The sequence below is a fragment of the Chthonomonas sp. genome (assembly GCF_035294165.1).
In the GTDB taxonomy this organism is placed as follows: Bacteria; Armatimonadota; Chthonomonadetes; order Chthonomonadales; family Chthonomonadaceae; genus Chthonomonas.
On the sequence record NZ_DATGLN010000059.1, the window covers coordinates 1 to 24,344 of the forward strand.

The 24,344-nt window shown below is 56.5% G+C and carries 23 protein-coding genes and 1 riboswitch; of the genes, 12 read left to right on the plus strand and 11 right to left on the minus strand.

Going from position 1 to position 24,344, the window contains the following annotated elements:
• The 5 genes from VKV29_RS02535 to VKV29_RS02555 form a co-directional block, all read left to right on the plus strand.
• A partial coding sequence (locus tag VKV29_RS02535; RefSeq protein WP_324199728.1) for a hypothetical protein occupies positions 1-204 on the plus strand: 204 nt, incomplete at its 5' end.
• A 70-nt stretch (positions 205-274) separates the two neighbouring features.
• Positions 275-895 (plus strand): uracil phosphoribosyltransferase, encoded by a 621-nt coding sequence (gene upp, locus VKV29_RS02540; RefSeq protein WP_324199729.1) that lies wholly within the window; start codon positions 275-277, stop codon positions 893-895.
• A gap of 110 nt (positions 896-1,005) precedes the next feature.
• A complete protein-coding gene (locus VKV29_RS02545) occupies positions 1,006-2,373 on the plus strand; it encodes a nicotinate phosphoribosyltransferase (RefSeq protein WP_324199730.1) in 1,368 nt (455 codons plus the stop codon).
• A gap of 33 nt (positions 2,374-2,406) precedes the next feature.
• Positions 2,407-3,081: a macro domain-containing protein gene (locus tag VKV29_RS02550; RefSeq protein ID WP_324199731.1), complete on the plus strand. Its 675-nt coding sequence runs from the start codon at positions 2,407-2,409 to the stop codon at positions 3,079-3,081.
• Positions 3,081-3,842, plus strand: coding sequence for a 2-phosphosulfolactate phosphatase (locus tag VKV29_RS02555; protein WP_324199732.1), 762 nt, complete (start codon positions 3,081-3,083; stop codon positions 3,840-3,842). Before VKV29_RS02550 ends, VKV29_RS02555 begins: the two co-directional genes overlap by 1 nt.
• Before the next feature lie 8 nt (positions 3,843-3,850).
• Here VKV29_RS02555 and VKV29_RS02560 read toward each other — a convergent pair whose 3' ends face one another.
• Genes VKV29_RS02560 through hppD form a run of 4 tightly spaced genes read right to left on the minus strand, consistent with a single transcriptional unit; the run spans position 3,851 to position 7,088 of the window.
• Positions 3,851-4,030: a hypothetical protein gene (locus VKV29_RS02560; protein ID WP_324199733.1), complete on the minus strand. Its 180-nt coding sequence runs from the start codon at positions 4,028-4,030 to the stop codon at positions 3,851-3,853.
• A gap of 31 nt (positions 4,031-4,061) precedes the next feature.
• Positions 4,062-5,000, minus strand: coding sequence for a YihY/virulence factor BrkB family protein (locus tag VKV29_RS02565; protein WP_324199734.1), 939 nt, complete (start codon positions 4,998-5,000; stop codon positions 4,062-4,064).
• Positions 4,993-5,952 carry a fumarylacetoacetate hydrolase family protein gene (locus VKV29_RS02570; protein ID WP_324199735.1) on the minus strand — a complete coding sequence of 320 codons (960 nt, stop codon included), beginning with the start codon at positions 5,950-5,952 and terminating at the stop codon, positions 4,993-4,995. The genes VKV29_RS02565 and VKV29_RS02570 overlap by 8 nt, the downstream gene beginning before the upstream one ends.
• A complete protein-coding gene (gene hppD, locus VKV29_RS02575) occupies positions 5,949-7,088 on the minus strand; it encodes a 4-hydroxyphenylpyruvate dioxygenase (protein ID WP_324199736.1) in 1,140 nt (379 codons plus the stop codon). Before hppD ends, VKV29_RS02570 begins: the two co-directional genes overlap by 4 nt.
• A gap of 156 nt (positions 7,089-7,244) precedes the next feature.
• Here hppD and deoC point away from each other — a divergent pair, with 156 nt between their 5' ends.
• Positions 7,245-7,937: a deoxyribose-phosphate aldolase gene (gene deoC / locus VKV29_RS02580; RefSeq protein WP_324199737.1), complete on the plus strand. Its 693-nt coding sequence runs from the start codon at positions 7,245-7,247 to the stop codon at positions 7,935-7,937.
• Here deoC and VKV29_RS02585 read toward each other — a convergent pair.
• From VKV29_RS02585 to VKV29_RS02595, 3 genes are read right to left on the minus strand one after another with little or no spacing between them, the layout of a single operon-like run.
• Positions 7,934-10,348, minus strand: coding sequence for a protein kinase domain-containing protein (locus tag VKV29_RS02585; RefSeq protein WP_324199738.1), 2,415 nt, complete (start codon positions 10,346-10,348; stop codon positions 7,934-7,936). The genes deoC and VKV29_RS02585 overlap by 4 nt on opposite strands.
• A 50-nt stretch (positions 10,349-10,398) precedes the next feature.
• Positions 10,399-11,193, minus strand: coding sequence for a PP2C family serine/threonine-protein phosphatase (locus tag VKV29_RS02590; RefSeq protein WP_324199739.1), 795 nt, complete (start codon positions 11,191-11,193; stop codon positions 10,399-10,401).
• Positions 11,178-11,852, minus strand: a complete 675-nt coding sequence (locus VKV29_RS02595; protein ID WP_324199740.1) for a vWA domain-containing protein — start codon at positions 11,850-11,852, stop codon at positions 11,178-11,180. The genes VKV29_RS02590 and VKV29_RS02595 overlap by 16 nt, the downstream gene beginning before the upstream one ends.
• Before the next feature lie 219 nt (positions 11,853-12,071).
• Between VKV29_RS02595 and dnaK the strand changes: the two genes are divergently transcribed.
• The 6 genes from dnaK to pdxS all read left to right on the plus strand — a co-directional run bounded on the left by dnaK (position 12,072) and on the right by pdxS (position 17,260).
• Positions 12,072-13,931 (plus strand): molecular chaperone DnaK, encoded by a 1,860-nt coding sequence (gene dnaK, locus VKV29_RS02600; RefSeq protein ID WP_324199741.1) that lies wholly within the window; start codon positions 12,072-12,074, stop codon positions 13,929-13,931.
• Between the two features lie 101 nt (positions 13,932-14,032).
• Complete coding sequence (locus VKV29_RS02605) at positions 14,033-15,076, plus strand: J domain-containing protein (RefSeq protein WP_324199742.1); 1,044 nt, start codon at positions 14,033-14,035, stop codon at positions 15,074-15,076.
• Positions 15,077-15,093: 17 nt separating this feature from the next.
• Positions 15,094-15,441 (plus strand): MerR family transcriptional regulator, encoded by a 348-nt coding sequence (locus VKV29_RS02610; RefSeq protein ID WP_324199743.1) that lies wholly within the window; start codon positions 15,094-15,096, stop codon positions 15,439-15,441.
• Positions 15,438-15,560, plus strand: coding sequence for a hypothetical protein (locus tag VKV29_RS02615; protein WP_324199744.1), 123 nt, complete (start codon positions 15,438-15,440; stop codon positions 15,558-15,560). The genes VKV29_RS02610 and VKV29_RS02615 overlap by 4 nt, the downstream gene beginning before the upstream one ends.
• A 111-nt stretch (positions 15,561-15,671) precedes the next feature.
• The gene (locus VKV29_RS02620) at positions 15,672-16,361 is read left to right on the plus strand and encodes a pyroglutamyl-peptidase I (protein ID WP_324199745.1); all 690 of its coding nucleotides are present in this window, start codon (positions 15,672-15,674) and stop codon (positions 16,359-16,361) included.
• Entirely contained in the window at positions 16,358-17,260 is a 903-nt protein-coding gene (pdxS, locus tag VKV29_RS02625) for a pyridoxal 5'-phosphate synthase lyase subunit PdxS (protein ID WP_324199746.1), read from the plus strand. Before VKV29_RS02620 ends, pdxS begins: the two co-directional genes overlap by 4 nt.
• A gap of 125 nt (positions 17,261-17,385) precedes the next feature.
• Here the strand turns inward: pdxS and metK are convergent, their stop codons facing one another.
• The 4 genes from metK to VKV29_RS02645 all read right to left on the minus strand — a co-directional run bounded on the left by metK (position 17,386) and on the right by VKV29_RS02645 (position 24,306).
• Entirely contained in the window at positions 17,386-18,543 is a 1,158-nt protein-coding gene (metK, locus tag VKV29_RS02630; RefSeq protein WP_324199747.1) for a methionine adenosyltransferase, read from the minus strand.
• Between the two features lie 162 nt (positions 18,544-18,705).
• Positions 18,706-18,827, minus strand: a riboswitch (SAM riboswitch).
• Between the two features lie 82 nt (positions 18,828-18,909).
• Positions 18,910-21,933: a glutamine amidotransferase gene (locus VKV29_RS02635; protein WP_324199748.1), complete on the minus strand. Its 3,024-nt coding sequence runs from the start codon at positions 21,931-21,933 to the stop codon at positions 18,910-18,912.
• Between the two features lie 53 nt (positions 21,934-21,986).
• Positions 21,987-23,096, minus strand: a complete 1,110-nt coding sequence (locus VKV29_RS02640) for an alcohol dehydrogenase catalytic domain-containing protein (protein ID WP_324199749.1) — start codon at positions 23,094-23,096, stop codon at positions 21,987-21,989.
• 208 nt (positions 23,097-23,304) lie between these two features.
• On the minus strand, positions 23,305-24,306 hold the full coding sequence (locus tag VKV29_RS02645) for a YncE family protein (RefSeq protein ID WP_324199750.1): 1,002 nt from the start codon (positions 24,304-24,306) through the stop codon (positions 23,305-23,307).
• Between the last annotated feature and the right edge of the window lie 38 nt (positions 24,307-24,344).

The window sequence follows — 24,344 nt, forward strand, 5'->3', positions numbered from 1 at the left end:
GATATGCTGCCTCCCGGAGCGAAAAAGCTACGACGGGCACGCCTTGCCATCTGTTTCGGCCCGCCCATCCATTTTTCGCCCGATGCCTCGCGCGAACAGATTCTCGAAACCGTCATGGCGGCCATTGCCCAGCAGATAGAGGTCGGGAAACAGCGGATTGGCGAAAGGAAGGGAGATTTTCAAAGAGAAAAACAGGCTTCCTAAAATAGACCATGGCAAAAGATGGCCTATTTTGGGTATCACTACCAAAACAGGAAGAAGGCTGAGAAGGGAAATGCCGCTAACCGTCTTGAACCATGCCCTTGCCGATCACATTGTGACGCGCCTGCGCGATGAAAACACACCGCCGGAACAGTTTCGTCCGCTCACGCGGGCTTTAACGCACATTCTCATTGCAGAGGCCACGAAAAACCTGCCAACACGTCCTCGTGTCATTCGCACGCCGTTGGAGGAGATGGAAGGCCGCGAGCTGGGTGTGGAGATCGTGGCCGTGCCGGTGTTGCGGGCCGGGCTTGGAATGCTGGAACCCACGCTAGAGATGCTCCCCGGCGCGGCCGTCGGCTATGTGGGCTTAGAGCGCGATGAGGTTACCGCAGAAGCCCATTCCTACTACTGTAAACTGCCGAACATGGCCGGCAAAACGGCGTTTTTACTAGACCCCATGCTCGCCACAGGAGGGTCGGCCTATCGGGCGGCTAAAAGCCTGTATGAGGCCGGAGCCGAAAGAGTGATTTTGCTCTGTGTGGTCGCGGCCCCCCAGGGCATCGCCCGGTTAGAGGAGGCTTTTCCTGCACTGCAGATCGTAGCGGCTGCACGCGATAGAGACCTAAACGCAAAAAGCTTTATTTTGCCCGGCCTTGGCGATTTCGGCGACAGGCTGTATGGAACCTTCTAGGCTCTGTGTTATAATACCGTTGTACTGATATGACTTGAGGGAAAAGGAGAGAGGCAGCCCTATTCGCCCCGGCTTGCCGTTGGGGTGATGGGTGAAACAAACGGCGAACGATGAGCGTATTCGACGGCAAACGCTTGCCTGTGAGCACATTTAAGCTCGACGTGGAGCGGATGCGCCGCGGCTGGTACTCGGATAAGTACTTCTATAACATTGTGGCCCTCTTGGCTGAGTTGGCCCGTCAGGGCTATCGCTTTGGTGGCAGTTGTCCCGATCTCTCCGATATCGGTGTTGATATCTCGAATGTGGACATCGGCAACATCGAGGTCGAGATGCAATGGTTCCCGCGCCGGCAACCTATGTGCATTGTGGTGGGCGTAGATAAAGCCCTTGCCATGTTGCAGACCTGCACCGGCTACTTCAACGAACGGGGGGAATGGATAGATACGTTTGAGAATTTGGAGGTGCTAGCCGTTCACGATGGCAATATCGCCACCTACTCCGGGGATCCCATGGAGGTACAGCCGGTGTTGAAGGTGCGAGGGCGCTATCGCGATTTTGCCATTTTGGAAACGCCCACATTGGGCGCTCTCACGCGCGGATCGCGCATTGCCACCAACGTCTACCAGGTTCTTGAGGCGGCCAAAGGCAAGGATGTGCTCTTTTTCCCGGCACGTTTCGATGCCCACGAGGTTCAGGCGGGCGATGGATATGCCTACCATATCGCCGTGCAGGTCTATAATGCCCAACATGGGCGCACGAATCCCTCTTTGGTTTCTACCGATGAGCAGGGCGATTGGTGGGGCGGGGCCGGAGGCGGCACGGTAGCCCATGCGGCCATCGCCTGTTTTTTGGGAGATACGGCGGAGACTATGCTCGCCTTTGCTGCGGTTCTGCCGCCCTCTATACCGCGTATTGCCCTGGTGGATTTTCACAACAACTGCTTGGGCGATACGCTCGCCGTGATGGAGCGCATGTTTAGCCGATACATGCAGCTTATAGAGGCTGGGAAGATCGAAGAGGCCCAGCGTTATGTACTCTACGGTGTACGGCCGGATACCAGCGGGAATATGCGCGATGTAAGCGTCGCCCCTTTGGGTGACCCTCGTCTGGATAATGGAGTAAATCCTCGCCTCTGTTTTGCCTTGCGTGCTGCCATTGATACCGCTTTTGAGGCGTGGGACCTTCCGGCCCGTTGGGTAGATAGAGCGCGTGAATGGTGTCATCGGGTGAAGATCATCGTGAGTGGAGGGTTCAACCCTCAGCGCATACGGGCTTTCGAGGAGATGCATGTTCCCGTAGATGCCTATGGCGTAGGCTCGGCGCTTTTCTCGAATTGCGCCGAGTGCGGCACCACCAACGACTATACCGCCGACGTCGTGCGGGTACGCATTCACGGAAAGTGGTATCCTATGGCAAAAAAAGGACGGCAGGCTTGTGATAACCCCGACCTAAAACCGGTAGACCGACTGCCGCCCTAACAAGTTCAAAGACGAGAAAAAGGAAATAGACAGATGGTTGTTGTTCATCTTCCCACATCTCAAGAAAATCGTCCATCGTGGCGGCGCTGCCTGCGCCACCTGAAGCTGGCTCAGCCCTTCATTCACCCTCTATATAGAGTGCAACGCGATGGACTAAATGTGCAGCTATGGGCGGCCTCCTACAAGTTGCCGGCGCTCATGTTGGGGGTACCGTTCTTTCGGAGAAAACAGGCCATCATCGTGCCCGTTTCGCCTGATCTGAAGATGGTTTATGGAGCCGCCAAGCTTGCACGCGACTACGGAGCCGATCGGCCTCAACGGGAGGCCGATCGGTTTGCCCCCTTGTCGCCCGGCGAGGCGCTCATTGTAAGCGGCGCTCGCTATCGTTATGCCTATACGGCACTCGCCGTTATTTTCGATCATCAGAAACAAAGCTCGCCTGAACGGATCGTTCATGCGGTGCGGAGGGCGATGGAGCTGGCACGTCAACGGGATTGCACGGGCGTTATCTTGCCGGATTTTACAAACAACCTTATGCCCCAACCAAATCAGGTGACCCCATCTCTACAAAGGGCGGTTGCCGAATCCACCGCCCTTGCTATGGTGGAAGCCATTCGCGCCTGCCGGGGGCTTATGGAGCAGATTCACATCTGGTGCTACGACCCAAGCAATGCTGAGGTCTATCTGCGAGAGCTTAAGCGTCTCTAATGCGCACAATGGAGATTCGCGTCGCGCTCTTGCCGGCTTTGGTTGGAAATATTCGCAACGCTGTCTGCATCGTTATAGATGCCTTACGGGCTACTTCTGCCATCGCCGTGCTCTTTGCCCGCAACTGCCCCCGCGTTTATGTGGCAGAGGGCCATGAAGCCGCCATCCGCTTTGCACGCGAGAACCATCTGCTGCTGTGTGGAGAGACGGAAGGACGAAAGCCGGAGGGGTTCGACTTCGGCAACTCACCGGTGGAGTTTCTCACGCAAGATTTTCAGGGGCAGCCCGTGGTGCTTTCCACCACCAACGGCACACGCGCTTTGGCACAGGTGAGGCAAGCTCGGCGCGTTTTTGCAGGGGCACCACTTAATCGAACGGCCGTAGCACAAGCGGCTTGGGCGGCAGCCCAACAGGCTGAGGGAGATATCGTTATCGTGTGCAGCGGAACGGATGGCAATTTCACGCTGGAGGATGCCACCTCTGCCGGCCTCTTTGTAGAGGCGCTTATCGCCCAAGCCACACCCTGGGAGCTACCTCGTTTAGACGACGCGGCCGTGGCCTGTAAACGTCTATGGCAGCAAGACCCTCAGCTCCTTCGTAGCTGGCTTGAGGGGCGCCATGCGCAACATCTTGCTGAAATAGGTTTCGGTGAGGATGTAGCCTACTGCGCCCAGCTCGATCGGCTGTCTGTTATTCCCGAATTGGCGAAAGACCCGACGGCACAGCTACCGAAGGCCCCCATCTTTCTTGTGCCGGCTTAAATAGGGGTCTAAAGCAGCTCTTTGTTCTTGCTCGTTAGCAGCTTATAGACTTCGGAGATAAGCCACACAAGGAGCGCGATCTCTAAAACGATGAAAAAGAGGTGGCCCACCCAGGCGATCACGCCTAACAAAAGCTTCCATAAGATGAAGCCGATGATCATCGCGATGACGAGGAAAACGATGCGCATCGCCGAATCTCCCTTCTAAATTTTAACCGGATTACTCTTGAATAGACGTAATTTTTGCACGAGTCGTTTCCAAATCCTTCTCCTCCGCTTTGCGCGCTAAATCGGCCGCGATCTCCGCTCCAAGCAGAAAGATGACCATGGAATAGTAAGTCCAGATCACCAGTGCCACAAGTTTGCTGAGCGAGCCGTACAACTGATCGTAGGAGTGGAAACGAAGCAGGAAGAAGCTGAATGCGATTCGGATAAGCTCCCAGAAAATGGCGGCCACCAGGGCGCCGATGAAGGCGGGGCGTTTGGGAGGGCGATAGGCGGGTAGAAGCCGATAAAGCTCGTAGAATAGAAGCGTTGTGAGGACAAGCGGTAGAAGCGTTAGCCCTACCCGCATCAGAGAACTGAGGAAAGAGGTGATGTAGGGAAAGAGATGAGAGAAGAACGCCATGACCACCGCGGCGCTCATATCGGCCCCCATAAAAAGAATGGTAAGTACGGTAGCCTCTAGTGCAATAAAACGCCTCTGATACCACTTGCGCGGTTCTCTTACCTCCCATATGAGGTTAAGCGCATTTTCGAGCACGAGGAACGCTTGATGCGCCCCATAAAGCAAGCCCACAAGCCCGATAAGCCCAAGAGTACCCCGATTGGCCAGGATATGGTCGAGGGTAGACTGCAAAAAGCCGGGGTTAAGGGGGAGAAAGCCCTCAACGGACGATATGAAGCTGTGCAGGGCGCGCTCGGAACTGCCTATAAAAAAGCCTATAACCGCAATACCGAATGCGAGAAATGGCACTAGGGAAAGGAGAATGCAGTAGGCGCAGGCGCAGGCCATCATGCTTCCTTCGTGCCGACTATAGGCTTGATAAATGGTGTAAAGGTAGCGCCAAATGGTGCGGCCAATGCGCTTACCGCGACGATAGGACTCCGACAGCCAGTTCCTTTGTGGGTTTGGATCCGTGGGGTTTTGCTTAAACAATGCGATTCTCTAAGGTGCCAAGCAGATCGACTTCTAAACGCACGACATCGCCAGGGCGAAGCCAAGGGTAGGTTCCCGGCGGGAACTCCACCAGACAGCCTGTGCCCACGGTGCCGGAGCCGATAAGGTCGCCCGGTAGGAGGGTGGTGTTTCGCGAGGCGTGGGCGATGAGTTCAGCGAACGTCCAGTGCATCTCTTTAAGGTTACCGTGGGATATCTGCTGCCCGTTCACAAATGCTTTCATCGTGAGGTCATAGCGTCGTCCCCGCCCGTTCTCTGGCAACGCTCGTGGTTCCAACTCATCGGGCGTCATGAGGTAAGGCCCTATGGAGGTCGCGAAATCCTTGCCTTTGGCCGGGCCAAGCCCCACCTTCATCTCGCGCCGTTGAATGTCGCGCGCGCTCCAATCGTTTAAAATAGTGAAACCGGCAATGTAGCTGTCTGCCTCCTCTACGGGAATGTTGCTGCCTGCCATCCCGATTACCGCTGCCACCTCTAGTTCGAAGTCAAGCTCCGCCGTTTCTGCAGGTTTGGGAACTGCGGCCCTGTGTGGTAGCATGCAGGCCGTATTGGAAAAGTAGAAGGCCGGAGCCTCATACCACTCCGGAATCATGTCTAGCCCTCGATGACGCCGTGCGTTACGCACATGCTCCTCAAAGGCATAAAAGTCTCGAAAGGAGGTGGGACGCACGGGTAGATCGAGGTCTTCAAGAGGGAAGGGTCTGCGAAAAGGTCGAAGTTCCTCCGGCCCGATCTTCTCGAGCCGTTTCTGATGGCGCTCTAAAAGGTTGCCCCGCTTTCGCATTTGGCAGATAATAGGCAGGAACTCGTTGGCGTCGAGCGGCATGGTAAGACGAAGGTCGCCGGGCACAGTTACCGCAAAGTCGAATATCTCCTCTCCGATCAGAATGTAGTAGAAGCGTGGCTCGCTCTTGAGACGAAGTAATTTCATAGGGTTCCTCGTAACGCCTGCTCTCGCTCGATGGCCTCAAAGAGCGCCTTGAAGTTTCCTTTGCCGAACGACTGCGACCCATGTCGTTGGATAACTTCGAAGAATAGCGTGGGACGGTCTTCCACCGGTTTTGTGAAAATTTGCAGAAGATAGCCCTCATCATCACGGTCTACGAGGATTCCCAACAGGGCCAACTCATGAAGGTCTTCTTCAATCTGACCTACGCGGGCCGGCAACATCTCGTAATAGGTGTCGGGAACATGCAGAAAGGAGACATCGTTATGACGTAAAGCCCGAACGGTGGAGATGATGTCGTCGGTGGAGAGCGCGATATGCTGCACTCCGGGACCCCCGTAGAACTCCAGAAACTCCTCAACTTGTGAACGTTTGCGACCTGGAGCCGGTTCATTGAGAGGAAATTTAATGCGTCCTTGACCGCCCTGCACCACCTTTGACATAAGGGCTGTGTACTCGGTGCTGATGTCCTTATCGTCGAAGCTGATCAGCTGTTTAAAGCCGAGCACCTCCTCATAGAAGTGAACCCAGCGGTCCATTTGGCCTAGCTCTACGTTTCCGACGATATGGTCTATGCTCTTAAAACCCACCGGATGGAAGGTGCGAGGGCTATAGCGCTCCGGATCGAGCGGCTTAAAGCCCGGGGCAAAGAGACCTCGATAGCGATCGCGATTGACGAAGCTGTGGATGGTATCGCCATAGGTATGAATGGCTGCATGAACGTAAACGCCCTCCTCATCCTCATGGTAGGTAGGTTCTTTGGCGCTCGTGGCGCCCTTGGCCAGGGCGGCTTGATAGGCCGCCTCCACATCATCCACTTCAAAGGCGATATCTTGTACGCTATCGCCGTGAATCAGCAGACGGTGATTATCCGGATGGTCGGCGCGCAGTGGGGAAGCCAGCACAAAATGGATATCGCCTTGGCGCAGAAGATAGGCGGCCTCATGGCGAACACCGGTCTCTAGACCGGCATAGGCAACAACCTCGAAGCCAAAGGCATTGCGATAAAAATAGGCCGATTGGCGGGCGTTTCCCACAAAAAACCTTATGTGGTCAATACGCCGTATGGGCAGCTCTTGTGTGTACATGTTGGTCTCCTCGGTTCGAGCGAGCGTTGTCATCGTAGGCCTTCTGGGCCTCAAAAACTATTATGGTTTCTAGGGCTAACTCTGTCAATAGAGACGGGTTGTGACCGGGTGTTGTTTCAGCGATTCGTGCCCTCAGAAGACATCCAACGGGTATAACATACAGGCTGTGAACTTGTCGTGGAGCTAAAAATGGCTATCCGTTCTCCAGAAGCGCTGGCAAAGTGCATTGACCATACACTTCTGCGCCCTGAAGCTTCCGCCGACGATATTCGGCGGCTTTGTGCAGAGGCGCGGGCTTACCGGTTCGCTTCGGTTTGTGTGCAGCCGGTGCGCGTGGCCCTTGCGGTGAAAGAGCTTGAGAATACGGGCATCCCCATAGGCACCGTGATAGGGTTTCCTCATGGAGCGAATGGAACGGCAGTAAAGGTTTATGAAGTGGAACGCGCACAAGAGCAGGGGGCCTCTGAATTCGATATGGTGATAGACCTCGGTGCCGTTCACGATGCCGATTGGCAGCTAGTTGCTGCCGATATTCAGCAGGTAGCCAGGCGCGTGCACGCGGGTGGAGGGGTGTTAAAGGTTATTTTAGAGTGCGCCTTACTCAACAGCGCTCAGAAGCGACGCGCGGCGGAGATAGCGTTGGAAAGCGGCGCCGACTTTCTCAAAACATCCACCGGTTTTGCTTCGGGTGGCGCAACGTTAGAAGACGTGCGTCTGCTGCGGCAAGTGGCCGGGGATCGGTGCAAAGTCAAGGCTGCCGGCGGCATTCGCACCTTGCATGCGGCAATAGAGATGCTAGAGGCAGGGGCCGATAGAATTGGTTGTAGCGCCGGCGTGACGATTATGGAAGAGGCCATGCGTGCCTTTAAGCAAACGGCCTAACGAACGAATCGAGCCGGAACCCTCCAGATGTAGAGCGTGCCCCCTTGGGTTCCGGCGGCGATGAAGCGTCCGTTCGGGGCGTAGGACACCGCGTTAATAACGGCGTCTTCCTCTTGAGATGTGCCGGCCGGTGGCGCGAACCGATAGAGCACCTGGCCTGTGCGCATATCCCATAGACGCACAACGCCGTCGGTGCTGCCGGTTACCGCTTTCGTGCCATCCGGCGAGAGTGCCACCGCATTCAACCCACCTGCGTCGTCGGCGCTTATCATACGCAGCAGCTTGCCGGTATGGGCATCCCAAACTCGGATGGCGTTGTCTACTCCTGCACTATAAAGCATTTTATCATCTGGCGAGAAGGCAACAGAGAGCGCTTGTGCGCCGTGGGCGCGGTGGTTCCATAGGAAGCGCGCCGTTGAAAGGTCATATATGCAAACATGGCCGGGAAGTCCGCTTGTAACCGACCCGCTTGCGATGGCCACGAGCCGATTGTCGTTAGAAAAGGCCACTCCGAACACCTCTCCTGGTGCGGGTATTTGCGCCACCGGATAGAGCCGGTGCACATCCCAAACTTCCACCGTACGTGCGCGTGTGCCTACGGCCAGGCGTTGACTATCGTGCGAGAAGGCCAAGGCGCTTACATCACCTTGAAATCCGTTGAGTTCGCCGCGGGTAAGATAGCTGTGGGCGTCGCGTAGCCGAACACTGCCGTTAAGGAGAACGGCATCGGTGCCATTTGCTAACAGTTTGCCATCCGGCGAGTAGGCCACAGCTGTAACGCTGCCGATGCCTGTGATGGAGCGATCGAGCGTCCCCTCAACGGTGTCGTAGAGGTTCAGCTCGCCAGGAATAAGGCGTTGGTCTTCGTTCCGGCCCATCGCTGTGGCTACGGTGCTGCTATCCGGTGAGAAAGCGACGGAGTAGATGGGGCCGCTTTCGCTAATGGTGCGCACATAGGCGGGAATGTAGCGCCTTTCCGCCGCATGGGCAAGCACCACGGTTACGGCTAAGGCCCCTGTAAGACCGGAGAGAAAGGCCATGGGTCTGCCGGCTCGGGCGACCTTCCATCCGATGATAGCGGCTATAAGTGCAAAGAGGCCTGTAACAAAGTGCAGCACAGGCAGAAAAATGGCCAAGAGTGCCAAGACGCCGGCAGCCCATGTGGCTGCCGGATAGGGCGGCAAGGAGGGTAGGCGGGGCAGGGGGGTGCTGTAGGAGTTGTAGTAGGCCGAGGGCGCTAGAGGCCACGACATCGCGGAGGGCACACCGGCCGATCCAGAGGTGGCTACCGCTTGCGGCGATGGTGAAACGACCGGTGAAGTTTGCGCCGGCTGTGGTGCAGGAAGATTGCGTGGGGGCAGGGTAACAGGATAGCGTGCCGGCTGCGACCGTGATGGGCGTTTGATTGGCTCTTGAGGCTCGGGAGGAAAGGGATCACGTCCTCCCAACAGCGCTTTGCGTTCGCACCAGGGGCAGCGAGTAAGATGGGCTCCATAGCGATGAAGGGGGTTCTCGGCACAAACCGTGAGCGAAGCGGCCGCCTCTTTTAGGGCGGCACTCCAAGTGGCTGCGTCCGGGCGCGCCGAGGGGTCGTGAAAGCCATCCTCGAAACAACGGGCGAAGAGAGCCTTGAGGGTTGAAGGCAAAAGCGCTATAGGGGGCGCTTGTGGCATCGGTTTATAGGGCACAGGGCGTGCCCCATAGGGATAGTGGCCGGCTCGAATGCGCTCGCTGTAGGGAGGAGGGTCGCCGTGCCCTAAATAGATGCCGGAAAAGGGATGGGTACCCTCCATAAGCAGTTGGAAGATAAGAACCGCCAGCCCAAAGAGATCGTGTTCCGGCGTGCGATCGATGGTGCGGAAATTGCAGTTTTGAAGCTCAGGAGGGGTATAGTCCGGCTTGCCAACCTGGCAGCGATAGGTCGTGTTCCTCACCGGGTCATGCACCTGAAACGAGTCGGTATCCACCAACGTAACCAAGCCGGTGTCTTTAACCAGGATATTCGATTCGTTGATGTCGCCAATCACATAGCCTCGTTGGTGCAGGGCGCGGACGGCCCAAGCGACGTTGATGGCGGCCGTATAGAGATATTCGTAAGTAAAAAGCGGGGTTTCCTTGCGGCGAATGGCCGGATTGTAGACGTTAAAGAGTGGGCGCATTCCGCTAACGCGCGGCATAAGGAAGCCGGCAAACCCGCGACTGCCGTAGGCATGATAGAGCAGGTCTATCGGCCAGGCGATCGAGTGATGGTCGGCGCCGGAGATGGGGATATCGGGAGGATTTTCCACCATAACGGTGAGCTTGCGCACCTGATCGGGGGTTGGCTGGTGGTAAATTTTGGCGCAAAGCCGTTCTGCATCGGTAACCGCAAAAACCCGCGCCTCTCCGCCGGAACCCAGCGGATGATTCATATCTACGAGAATACTGGAACCGTTAGACTTACGGATGAGGCGCATTGCAGTTAAGCGGTTCGGCCATGCAGTTCACGGTGACGCACGGCGAGCACGAGGGTTAGGTCGTCGTCGGTACGTTCTGCAAGGCGCGGCGATCTCAGAAAGGTTTCAAGCTGTTGTTGACCATCGGCGCCGATATTGGCGGCGAATCGAAAGAGCGGAAGAAAGAAGGGAGCGTGGGGTTCGCCCTCCGGTAGTTTGAGTGCGAGGCGCTGCAGGCCGTCGGTGGTGACGGCGATGCCCAACGGCGCCTCTTGATGGAAGGCAAACTGAGCCGCTTCTAGGCCGGCGGAAGAGGTTAGGAACAGGGTCTCGTTCACATACTCGGTTTGTGGGGGACGTGTAAGAGCAAGTAACGTATCGTTGGGGAAAAGCCCAACGCTGGCTCCATCACCAACCTGTGCGGCAGCCACGAAGCGGGGGGTTGCGGCTACAAGCAGCAGCGTACAGGCTAGCTCACGCAGCTCTATCTGCTGTGTTTCGGCCTCATGTTCCAGGCGTGCCCGTGCTGCGCAGAGGCCAGCGATAAGGTTTTTTTGTACCTGTGACGCTTCATGAAGGTATGGGGCCTGATCTGCACAGAACTGGAGAGAGCTTTGTACGGCGAGAGTCGCGCCGAGTTGGCCTAACTGTGCTGAACCGGCGCCATCGGCAACGGCGATCAAGAGCAGGCCTTTCGGTAAAACAAGGCAATCATGGGCGTCTTGACAAGGGTATCCGGCACGAACATGGCCTGTTCCGGCCACAGAGGCCGAAACGACCCTCCAAACCCCGCTGTGTGTCACCGTTAAACCGTACCCCATCCTGGTGGTGGAAGCGCCACCTGCTCATCTACTTGTGACTGCGATACCTTTTGCATAGAGGCCGAAAGCCAAACAAACATCTCTACAAAGTTAAGGCCCACGAGTTTGACGGGCGTTCGCACGGCAATTTGAGCCAGTTTGTTCATATCCGCATTTTCCACACCAACGGCAAAAAAGGCTACTCGTTTTGCAGCTTCTTCTTCTCGAATTCTTTGGGCAGCGCGCTCCACCACCTCATCCGGTTCACCTTGCGGTGCCCCGTCGGTGATGAGAAAAACCCACGGGCGATAGTAGGCGATTCCGTTGGCGCGATACTGGGCTTTTCTGGCGGCGATCATGTCGAGGGCTTTGTTGATGGCCGTTCCCATGTGGGTCATACCGCCTGCAGTGAGTGTAGGCGGGTCGAACTGGTCGGCAGTGACGAAATCTTGAACGACCGTCACATCGTTATTAAATGCAACTATTGCAACCTCTACTCTTTTGGAGGCGAGAGGGTCGCGCATCAGGTCGTTTTTAAACGTTTTCAATCCCTCATTGAGGGCATCTATGGCAGGGCCGTTCATCGAGCCGGAGGTATCGAGTAGAAGCACACAGGGGCATCGCGGCTCTGGGTTTTCCGCAAACTCGACGGCCTCTTCCAATGCAGAAGGAACACTCATATCCAACACCTACCTTTTTTATGCTGTGTTACGAATCGCGTTCTGTTGTTTCTATGATTATACTACGCTTTCGGAGGGGCAGAAATCACGGTGACAAGCAGAAAGGGAACCGTCCTTCTCGACTCTGCGTAATTTGATAATGACACACTAAAATGGTATAATACTAGTGTCTTCAAGACAATAGCGACGAAAAAACAAACCCTGGAGGATTTAAAGGATATGGGAAAAGCGGTTGGTATTGATTTGGGTACTACCAACTCGGTCATCGCCGTAGTGGAGGGCGGTGAGGTTACGGTTATCCCGAACTCGGAGGGAAGCCGTTTGACGCCATCGGTCGTGGCGTTTACCAAAACCGGAGAGCGCCTTGTGGGAGCGCCTGCTAAACGCCAGGCCATTATTAACCCCGACCGCACGGTTATCTCTGTCAAACGCAAAATGGGAACCTCCGAGGTCATCCCCATCGGCGATAGGACCTATAAGCCCGAAGAGATTTCGGCGATGATCCTACAAAAACTGAAAGCGGACGCCGAGGCCTATTTGGGCGAACCGGTAACCGAGGCCGTTATAACCGTGCCGGCCTACTTTAACGATGCGCAGCGAACCGCTACCAAGAACGCCGGTGAAATCGCCGGGCTTAAGGTGCTTCGCATCATCAACGAGCCGACGGCGGCAGCGCTGGCCTATGGGCTTGATAAAAAGAAAGAGGAGCGCGTGCTTGTGTTTGATCTCGGCGGCGGCACCTTCGATGTCTCTCTGTTAGAGATCGGTACCACCGAGGACGGTGGCTCCGTGCTGGAGGTGCTGGCCACAAGCGGTGATACACACCTGGGTGGTGATGACTGGGATCAGCGTATCGTGGACTATGTGGCCGAGGAGTTCAAACGCGAGACCGGTATTGACGTGCGTAAGGATAGACAAGCTCTACAGCGCTTGCGTGAGGCCGCCGAGAAAGCCAAGATCGAGCTTTCTACCGTTACGCAAACCAACATCAACTTGCCCTTTATCTCCAGTACGCCGGACGGGCCGGTGCACCTGGATATAACGCTCACGCGAGCTAAGTTCGAGGATATTACGCGCGATCTCGTAGAGCGTTGTAAAGGGCCGTTCGAACGAGCACTGGCCGATGCGAAGCTTAAACCCTCCGATATTGACGAGATCGTGTTGGTGGGCGGGTCCACACGTATGCCGATGATTCAGGAGCTGGTGCGCCAGCTCAGTGGTGGCAAGGAGCCTAACAAAACGGTCAACCCAGACGAGGTGGTCGCCGTAGGAGCCGCCATTCAGGCCAGCGTGCTCGCCAGCGAAGGAGGTAGCAAAGGCACCAACATCCTGTTGCTCGATGTAACCCCGCTGTCGCTGGGTATCGAGACGCTAGGCGGCGTGATGACCAAACTTATCGAGCGCAACACCACCATCCCGACCCGCAAGAGCCAGATATTTACCACCGCGGAGGATGGACAAACGAGCGTCCATGTGAAGGTCTATCAGGGCGAGCGCGAGATCGCCGCGGCCAACAAGTTCCTCGGTGACTTCCAGCTCACCGGCATTCCACCGGCGCCGCGCGGTGTGCCGCAGATCGAGGTTACCTTCGATATTGACGCCAACGGCATCCTTAGCGTGTCGGCTCGAGACCTCGGCACCGGACGTGAGCAGAAGATCACCATCACCGGCAGCAGCAACCTGACCCGCGAAGAGATTGACCGCATGATGCGTGAGGCGGCACAACACGCCGAAGAAGACCGCAAACAGCGCGAACGCGCAGAGGCGCGCAACCGTGCCGAATCGGCTATCTATGCGGCGGAAAAACAGATACGCGATCTTGGCGACAAGGTGCCGCTGGATCTGAAGGCGACCCTTGAGAAGCAAATAAGCGATCTGAAATCGGCCGTCAACGCTGGCGATACTTCGGTTGAGCGCTTGCAAGAGCTAACCCAAGCGCTCGAACAGACGATGTATCGCCTTTCGGAAGCGGTCTATCAACACGCCACAGCGGGCACGCAAAACAGTCATAGCGCAGATGGTGCTGCCGGCGGGCAGGAATCGCCTGAAGAGACCGTGATTGACACGGAGTTCAAATGATCCTTCGTTCCCCTTCGCCGCCCATAGGGCGGCGAAGGGTACCTTGCTTTTCACACGTTTCTTCGGAGGAAGAAAGCAGAGCACTATAGGAAAGTGGGGTGATGCCAACGGTGAACGAAAAGAGCTACTATGAGATTTTGGGTGTGGCGCGCAACGCAACGGCAGACGAGATCAAGAAGGCCTATCGTCGCCTTGCGCGCAAATATCATCCCGATCTGAACCCCGGCAACAAGGAGGCAGAGGAGCGTTTTAAGCGCATCCAAGAAGCCTACGACGTGCTCTCCGACCCGGAGAAACGTGCTCGCTACGATCAGCTTGGAGATGCATGGCAACAGGCTCCCTTTGGTGGAGGACCCGGCGCTTCAAGCGGCTATTCCTCACCTTTCGGCGACTTTCAGGCCGAAAGCTTTCGGTTTTCCGAAGGAATTAATCTCGACGACATCTTCCGCATGTTCCGCGGGGGCGATGCGGGCTTCGGTTTTGGATTTCGCCCTCCTACGGCCACTGCCGAGGATATCGAGTTTGCACTCGATATGACGCTGGAAGAGGCCTATCGAGGTGCGACCAAGCAGGCCCATTTCGTTGTGGAAGATGTCTGCCCGGAATGTGGAGGTTCGGGGCATAAGAGAACCGCTCAAGGACGTTTTGACCTCAGCGCCTCCGTGTGCCCGCGCTGTCGAGGGACGGGGCATATTGCCTCTCCGCGCACCGTGGAGGTGAATATTCCACCCGGCGCTTGGGATGGCTTACGGTTGCGCCTACAGGGGATGGGGCCGGCAGATGCGAAAGGACGGCGTGCCGACCTCTACATCACGCTGCGTCAGTTACCTCACCCGCGCTTTGAGCGGGAAGGGCAAGACCTCTACTTCGATCTAGATGTGCCCTTCACCGTGGCCGCCCTAGGTGGTGAAGCCACCGTAGAGACGCTGGATGGGCAGCGCCGGCAGATCGTTATTCCGCCGGGAGTCCAATCGGGTCAGAAGTTGCGACTGGCCGGCAAAGGAATGCCTCCTTTGAACGGCAGGAAAGCCGGGGATGCTTACGCCCGTGTGCGTATTACCGTGCCGCGCAATATGAGCGAGCGAGAGAAAAGCTTACTGTTAGAACTGGCACGTCTGCGCGGCGATGCCGTGCGCAGTAAGTGAGAGAGGGGGGAGAGACGATGGCAGCGCACGATAAAAATGAACCGGTTTATATGATCGGAGTCGTAGCCGAATTAACCAATATGCACGCTCAAACCATTCGGCTGTACGAGCGACTGGGGTTGATAAAGCCGGTGCGGCGAAACAAAAATCGGCTCTACTCCCAGGCCGATGTGGAACGACTGCTGCAAATTCGCCGTCTTACTCAGGATATGGGGGTGAATTTGGCCGGTGTAGAGGTCATCTTAGATCTGTTAAACCGACTTGAACAGGTTACCGCAGAAAGAGATGCCCTCTACAAACGTGCCGCCGAGTTTGAAGCACGTGTTAAAGAGTTCCTATCGAAATACGGTGGCGAATTCCCTTGACTAGACAATCTGGAGCCGCTTCCCCCCGGCCGGCCGCTACCGGAGCTACTGCCGCCACCGTTGAGACCGGAGATAAAGTCGTTAGCCCCCCCTCCGATCGTTCTGCCGCCTCCGGCTAAGCCGCGAAAGCGCCCTGTCAAAGGTAAGCAGAACGTCCACTCCGAATCGTAATAACTTAAAGTAGGGAGAGTGACGGGTGAGCAAAGGACACCTCCCTTTCGGAGGAAGAAATGGGCGTGCAGATACTGCTTACCGGTTTTGGACCGTTTGGCGCCGTGATACACAACCCTTCGCAGCGCCTCGTGCGCTATTTCGGAAGACATCCGGTGGAGGGAATCGGCCTTACGGCCATTACGCTTCCTGTTTCATACATGCAGGCGCCCTGCACCGTTGAGGCGCTGGTTCGCCAGCGCGCCGAGATAGGTCATCCGTTCGATTATGTCCTCATGCTTGGCGTCGCTGCCAACTCCTCCTTCTGGCGTGTGGAGCGTAAGGCTCATAACAGAGTCTCCGACAAGCTCGATGTGGATGAAACGCGCCTAGCCCCCGGCCCTATCGCCCCAGAAGCGCCGGCAACTTTAGAGGCAACACTGCCCGTACAACAGCTTGTAGAGGCCCTGGAAAGCCGCGGCATTCCTGTATGTCTTTCCGACGATGCCGGCGACTATCTCTGCAACTACCTGTTCTTCCGTGTGCTCCACTTGCTTCGTCAGCTCCCCGCTCCCCCTTTGGCCGGGTTTCTACATATTCCTGCGGATGAATCCACCTTTCGTGTTCCGAGCCAACAGCAGGCCCCTGGTTTTCCTTTTGAGCAACATGTTTTGGCCGTAGAAACGGTGCTGCGCACCCTGGCTTCTCTCTCAACGGGAAGGGGTGCAGAAGCAGGTACAATTTCTTTATGGAAAGGAGATGAGAGATGAGCGTATCTGAATACGAGGCCCAAAAGGCGACGTGGCGAACCAAGGTGGGCCTGGCCGAAATGTTGAAAGGCGGCGTGATCATGGACGTGGTCAACGCCGAGCAGGCCGTCATTGCGGAAGAGGCGGGAGCGGTGGCCGTGATGGCCCTGGAGCGGGTGCCTGCCGACATACGAAAGCAGGGCGGTGTCGCCCGCATGTCCGACCCTAAGATGATCAAGGAGATCATGGAGGCCGTCACCATCCCGGTAATGGCCAAGTGCCGAATCGGGCATTTTGTAGAGGCCCAAATACTTGAGGCCATTGGGGTGGATTTCATAGACGAGAGCGAGGTGCTAACCCCTGCAGATGAGGAGAACCACATTAACAAGCACGCTTTCAAGGTTCCTTTTGTTTGCGGTTGCCGCGATTTAGGCGAGGCTTTACGGCGTATCGGCGAGGGCGCCGCCATGATCCGCACCAAAGGCGAAGCGGGCACAGGCAACGTGGTCGAGGCGGTGAGGCATATGCGCACGGTAATGCGCGACATTCGGCGTATTCAGTCGCTACGAGAAGATGAGCTGATGGCCGTGGCGAAAGAGTTGCGTGCCCCTTACGAGCTAGTTGTTGAGGTGCACCGAACCGGGAAACTGCCTGTTCCTAACTTCTCGGCGGGAGGTATCGCCACCCCGGCCGACGCTGCGCTGATGATGCAGCTTGGCGCCGAGGCCGTGTTCGTAGGGTCTGGTATCTTCAAATCAGAAAACCCCAAGGCCAGAGCGCGTGCCATTGTGGATGCGGTAACCCACTATAACGATCCCAAAATTTTGGCCGAAATCTCTGAAGGTCTTGGCGAGCCTATGCCCAGCCTTGACATTCATACCTTAGAAGAGAAAGAGCTTCTCGCCACCCGCGGCTGGTAGGAGAGCCTTGTGGAACAGAAGGTTGGGCATGGTTTTAACGACGGTTCGCTTTGTCCTGTAAAGCGAGAGGCAAAATAGAGGGGCCGATCGATTTTCCGATCGGCCCCTTGCTTTTGCTCAACCGTCTATGCGATTTCGGCGGCTAGATCGAGTTGCTCCCATGGAAAGTCTGGATTGCCAAAATGGCCGTTGCGGGCCGTTTCAATGTAGCGTACCCGCGCGGGGTTAAGCAACTGAAGCCGTTCGATCATGGCGCGAGGTCGTAGGTCTACCTTTTCTAGTACCCGCTTCACGATCTGTTCGTCGGGGATTTTGCCGGTACCGAAGGTATCCAACATAACGCTTACGGGCTGTGCCACGCCAATGGCGTAGGCGAGCTGAATCTCCACCCGGTCGGCTAGCCCGGCGGCCACGATGTTTTTCGCGATATAACGCGCCGTGTAGGCCGCCGAGCGGTCTACCTTAGAAGGGTCTTTGCCTGAAAAGGCGCCTCCGCCGTGGCGCGCTGCACCACCGTAGGTGTCTACGATGATTTTTCTGCCGGTGACACCGGTGTCTGCTTGAGGCCCTCCGATGACGAAGCGGCCGGTTGGATTGATGAAATAGTGGATGTTTCCATAATCATAGCGCTCGTAACGCTGAAGCACCGGCCCGATGACATAGTTGCATACTCGCTCCTTCACCTCTTCTTGAGAGATCGACTCGTCGTGTTGGGTAGAGACCACAATGGTATCTATGTGATGGGGGCGGCCTGCCTCATCGAGAGCGATCGTTACCTGCGCCTTTCCATCCGGTCGAAATCCCAGCTCGGGGTGGCTACGGCGCACGGTGGCGAGTTGGCGCGTGAGGTCGTGAGCGATGGTGATGGCCAGCGGCATAAGCTGCTCGGTTTCGCGCGTTGCATAACCGAACATCAACCCCTGGTCGCCGGCCCCTTGCTCGTTGGGGTCTTCGCGATCCACTCCCTGTGCAATGTCGGGCGATTGCTGCTGGATGGCGAGCATGACGCCGGTGGTGTGACCGTCGAACCCATAGGCGGTGTCGGTATAGCCCACGTTGACAATGGTTTTGCGCACCACGTCGGCGATCTCTACATAGGCGGAGGTGGTAAGCTCTCCGGCAACAACGCAGAGGCCTCGGGTGAGAAGGGTTTCAAGCGCGACGCGGGCGTTAGGGTCTTGCTCGATGAGGGCGTCGAGCACTGCATCGCTAATCTGATCGGCCAGCTTGTCGGGGTGGCCTTCCGTAACGCTTTCCGATGTAAACAGACGGAATTCGGACATAGTCTTTCGTTCCTTTCTTTAAGAGCCCGGCCGAAAAGCCGCATAAGCAAGCGAAAAGCCTCTTCCGCAGAGCAGAAGAGGCCGCAGGCGCGCCAGAAAAAGCGTTCTTGACCGGACGGACTCCTTAGAAAGTCCCTATGTCCCTATTCCGCGCGTGCAAGCCTCTTATCTGCGCAGTGGGTGCCAAAAGCACCCCTGCCCGGATTTAGCACCTGCCTGGCAAAAGAGCCAGGTGGTTGTTGCGGCGTCATCGGGCCGGTTCCCTCGACCGCTCTCGATAAGAAGCTTCTCGCTATGCTGTTGTTGAATTCAAAAGGGATAATACTTCATTCAGGCCGTTTGTGTCAAGCAGGCGACTGAGCGGAGTTAGGGGGGCTTGAGGTCGTCATGTGTCTCCGTTGGGGTTTCCACTTGAGAGCGGGCGCGTCGTTTAGCCGCCATAAGTCGAGAAATCCCATCCCTCTCTTCTGCTGTGGAAGAGGCCGTTTCTTCGGTCTCCTCCGGCTCTTTCAGAAGCACAGTTGGCTCTTCTCTTAGCGGCTGCGGTGCCGTCTCTTCAAGACGGGAGAACGCCCCGGAGAGGCGTGACACCGGCTGTGAAGGGGGAGCCTCGTTGGGGACGACACGTTGCTCCGTTGACAGTTGCTCGCTGAAAGCGGCCTGTTTGGCCTTTTTAAGGCGTGAAAGCCGCTTGCTTTCCGCATCTTCTGCAGGCTTTTTCCGCCCACGCAGCCGGTTCCAGGCACGCTGAAACTCTTTGGCATCTATGGCGAGACGGCGTAAGGCGATGTCTACCGGTAAAAGCAGCAAAGCTGTGGCCAGAAGCGGCAGGGTGAGGTCTACCGGGCTGGCCTCCTCCGGCCGGTCGGCGCCAAAAATGGCCTGCGCGGGCGGGTTGAAACGCCCTAGGCCAAGCTCCGCTAGCCGACCGAGCAAGTAGCCGTTTGCGTGTAGGTCTCGATATTCTGCGGGGTAGGCGTTCACAAGATCGGTGGGCATAGAGACTAACCGACTACTGCTCGGTGTTTTATAGAGTACATTGATAGCGTAGGTGCCTGTGTCCGGAGCGTCGAAGGTGCCCTCGTAGTGGCCGGGCGCTGTTTGCCGCAGCGGAATATCGAAGGGCTTCGGAGGCGTTGGGCTGCCGTTATCAGGAGGAACGATATGCGCTCGAACTTTAAGATTATCTACAAAGCGCCCTTGGGTATCCACCGCATCCAGCGTGATGTGCCCGACACCGTTTTCTTGGGTGGTTTGTAGGTCGTAGTCGTAGGCAGGGGAGGGACGCATCGTCCAGCGCACCGTTTGTGCCCAGAACTTGGCATAGCCCGGCCAATGAAGCCACTGCGCCGCCCAACGCGCCCGGTCGTCCGACATAAACGCCACGGAACGTCCCAGTCCATAGCGCCAACTGGCGAAGATGGGGTTGTTACGACCTGGAGAGGCATCTAGCAGTCCCAAAGTCGCCGTTGGTTTAAGCGAAACCACGTCGTAGCCCAGAAGGGGCGGTGCGTTGCTCCAGTCAATACCCTTCAGTGCACCGCTGGTATCTACCGGAGCGGGGTCGAAAGGCTCTTCGATAATAGGGGGTTGACTTATGGTCTCTTGGTCTTTCAGAAGCAGTCGGGGCAGTTCTTGCGGCGAGTCGGCAACGTAGGCCTGACCGTGTCCGAGAATGGCCATGGCTTCCATATAGCGCTTGCCCATGGCGTCGGCACCGGTTGCGATGGTAGATACCGTAATCCCCTCGGAGGTAACCTTTTTGAAGGCCGCTATGGTCTGTTTCTGGTCCGCCTCGTAGATGGCATCACCATCTCCCAAAAAGATGATGTGCTTGATTTTGGCATCGGTGTTGTTAAGCACACGGGCGGCTTCTAGCAGGAAGGGAATATAGCTAGGCGGGTCGCCCATATTGGTGAGGTCTTGCATTTGGGCTTTAATGGCGTTTGGGTCGGTAACGTGCTGCATGGGGATGCGCCAGGTGCCGGCCGGGCTTTGCCCTTTGGTGGTCTGACCGAAATAGAACCCATTGCAGTCAAGGACTCCTAGCTGATCGATGGGTTCGAGCAGGTCTACAACGGCTTTGGCGGCTTCGATGGACATATTGACCGTGGTGGGAATTTCGAGGTCTTCGATCACGAGCGCTACGGCGACAGAGGGCAGGCGCTTCTGCTTTTTGATATCCATGCTAACCGGCAGCGCCTCCTCGATGGGCGTATGCCGATAGTAGCCGGCGCCGAAGCTCTGGTCGCCACCCACCATTCCGAGGCCGATGCCGAAATCTCTACAGGCCGTTTGCAGGGCGCGCATTTGGGTATCCGACAACTCGGTGGCCGAAACGTTGCTGAGAAAAATGCTGTCGAAGCCTTCTAAGGAGGCCGCATCATTCGGCAAGGCCTGAGGCGGCGCGTAGGCAACGTCAATATTCTCTTTCCGAAGGGTTTGTTGCAGAAAGCCGGTGAGGGCCGGGCTATCCGCCACGTAGAGTAGGGTTGGCTTACCACGTACCCATACCAAGCCCTCCCCCTTGTTGTTTTCTGGGAAGGTGTCTTGGGGAGCATTCAGCGTAACGGTGTAGCGATAGGTTCCCGGATGAGGAATGGTTTGAGAAAACGAGATAAGATTTTTGCCGGGGTGAAGCGTTACATGCTTTTGAGGGGCGGCCAATTCGCCGTTGCGTAAAAGAACGAGCGTGGCCGGTTGCGTTGTAAGGCTCTCCACTACGGCTCGCACGGCAAACGGCTCCCCGATCTTCACGCGACTGGGCAGCGCTAGGCGCTCTATCAAAGCCTCTTGCTTGAGATGATGGGGCAGCACCACCGTATCCAGAAGGATATGATTGGCTTGCAACTCGGATAGGGTGCCGAGGGCGTTGCCGTTTGTCTCATCCCCATCGGAGAGAAGCACGATTCGCTTGCCGGGGTTCCCTGGGATGCTGTTAAGGAGCGCTTTCGCTTCGCGCAAGGCATCGGCGATGTTGGTGGCGTCTGTGGGGCCAGGCTCTTGCAGATAGTTCGTCGGAAAGGAGTGCGTGGGCAGCGCTTGAATGTGCGGCTCCTTGGCAAAAGTTATAAGGCCGGCCAAATCTTGAGCGTGCATGCCCTTTTGCGCATTGGCAAGGTACTGCTTTGCCCATTCCAAGTCCTCGGCAGGAATGGAGCGGGAGCTATCCACGGCGAAGATGACGGCCAGGCGATGCCCCCTTCGTACCCACTGAAAGCCGGCGAGGGCTAAGATCAGAAGCGTTACAAGGAGGCAGCGCACAAGCAACGCGAGGCGCCGACGACGGGAAGGCAGATCGGAGAGCGTGTTGCGGCTGAGCCACACGAAGAAGAGGTAAAGCGGTGGCAGAAGGAGAAGCCAGAACCAGGTTGTGAATTGAAACGGCACGCTCTCAACCTCTTAACAAAGGTTCATCCAAGGCGCCCTGGGCACACGGTAAGTTACTCCGCACCGTTCTGTGGTTGCAGGAGGACTTTAATGGAGTCGCGCCCTGCTTGCACCATACGAAAGCCTTCTAAGTATCGTTCCAAAGGCAACTTATGCGTCACGATGCCGTCTGTTTTTAGCAAACCCCGATGCAGGTAGTCAATGACTTTGGGGTAGCAACCCGGCCCCAAGTGTGCGCCGTAGATGTTTAGCTCTTTGGTGTCGCCGATGATCGTCCAGTCGGTGGTGGTTGGCTCTTTCATCACGGAGAACTCCACAAAGTTCCCTCCTTTGCGGATAGCACGCAGGCCTTGGTTCACCGCCTCGGGATGGCCTGTGGCTTCGATGTAGACATCGCAGCCATATCCTTCGGTAAGATCAAGAATCTCCTGCACCACATCGGTTTTATCCGGATTGAAGGTGCGGTCGGCACCCAAGTTTTGAGCCAGCAGTAAACGTTGGTCGCTTTTATCCACAGAGATAAGGCATCCTGGGTTCTTAAGGCGGGCGCAGGCGATCATGCCGAGGCCTAGCGGGCCGGCGCCGGCAATAACCACCACATCGCCGAACTGAATTTGCGCTCGCTCCACGGCGTGCATCGAGCAGGCAAGCGGTTCGATGAGAGCCGCCTTTTCCACCGGCAGCTCATCGGGCACTTTGTAGACGAGGGCGCGTTGAGGGAAGAGCATATACTCGGCCATCCCTCCTTGCGTGTAGGTATGGAATCCGTAGATGTCATGGACGAGGCAAAGCCAGTAGCGGCCGGTGCGGCAGTAACGGCAGTTGCCACAGGGCACGATCTGTTCGGAAATAGCTCTATCGCCCACTTTAAGGCCGTGCCGCTCGGCAGCTCCTTCTCCCAAAGCAACAACCCGCCCGATGAACTCATGGCCGGCGGTAACCGGCGCCTGTACGTACCCTTTACGGAAGGCATCACCCCAAAAGAGAGGCGCACCGATGAAGCATTTGACATCGGATGCACAGATGCCGCATGCCTCCACGCGCACAAGAACTTCACCGGGGCCGGGCATGGGAACCGGCACTTCCTCTAAACGATAATCTTCAGGGCCATGACAGCGAACAGCCCTCATCGTTTTCGGTAGTTCGCCACCTGTAAAGACCATCTCTTCTGCGCTCCTTTCCTCACTACGTGCCCTCTGCTACTAAAGACGGTGATGAGACGATATTTGTTATCTTGGAGTTAGAAGGCACAGAAAACAGTTTCGTCTTTTAGCGCGAACTCTCCTGCTTTAAAACTTGAAAAAGTGAAAGAGGAGCGGCCTATAAACCGCTCCGATGGTGGTTCTTAGAAGGCAACAGCCTGATGTTAGTTCACTCGGCGTGAAACGCCTGCAGGTAGCTGTGTGTACTATCGCCATAGCAAACCCACACGGTGTGGGTATGTGGGTCTACCGCAAGCGTGTGAGAGCCACGATGGTCTTCCACGTTGCCAAGCAGCTTCAGTCCGGTGCTGGTCTCTTGAAGCACGGCCAAATAGCCGTTGCCACAGGCACAGTAGAGTCGCTTTAGGCCGGCATCGAACGCGATCTGGTCTACATAGCCGGAGCCAAAGCTAACAGAGGAGATAAGCTTTCCCGTTTTTATATCTATCACCCCGGCTTTTCCCTCACCGGAAAAGAAAAGCCAGCCCCGCCTAGCATCTAATGCCAGGCCGTGTGGCGACTCCACCGGCTCGGTAGACCATGTGGCCACCACCGTGTTTGTTACCGGGTCTATGACCTGCACCTCATTGGCCGTTTTGATATTTTGGTAAAGCCGATGTGTTTTTGCATCGTACTCGATATACTCTGGGGCGCCGGCGATGGCGATGTTGCCGGTCACTTTCTGATGATCGACATCTACCGTCCACAACTCGGTACCGTCATCATGGGTTACATAGAGGGTGCGGTTATCCGGGTCGAACACGATATCGTCGGCGTTACCAGGGAGCGGTATCTCACCGAGTTTGTTCATGGTTTTGTAGTCGAAAATAACAACTTTTTGGTTACCTCCTGCCGCGTAGAAACGATTGCCGCTGTAGTCAATGGCGATGCCGTTGACCCTTCCATCGGTGTCGTACTCGGTGATGCGATTGTCTTTAACGGAAAGCATGGTAAGACGGCCGGCGCCCGGATGGGAAGCGTAGACACGGTTGCCTCGCGCATCAAAGAGCATGTAGTCGAAGCCACCTGAGCTGTTGGGGACTTCCATAGGCGGTTGAGCAACGAGAGGCGATGTGTCTTTGGCCGCCGTGTGAATGGGCTTGGGGAGGAGCCAACCAAGGCCTGCACCGAGTGCGGTGAGTTTGCAGAGCGTGCGAAAGTGGCGATGCATAGCTAAAAAACCCTTTCTGGATAGGTGGATTTTAAGAA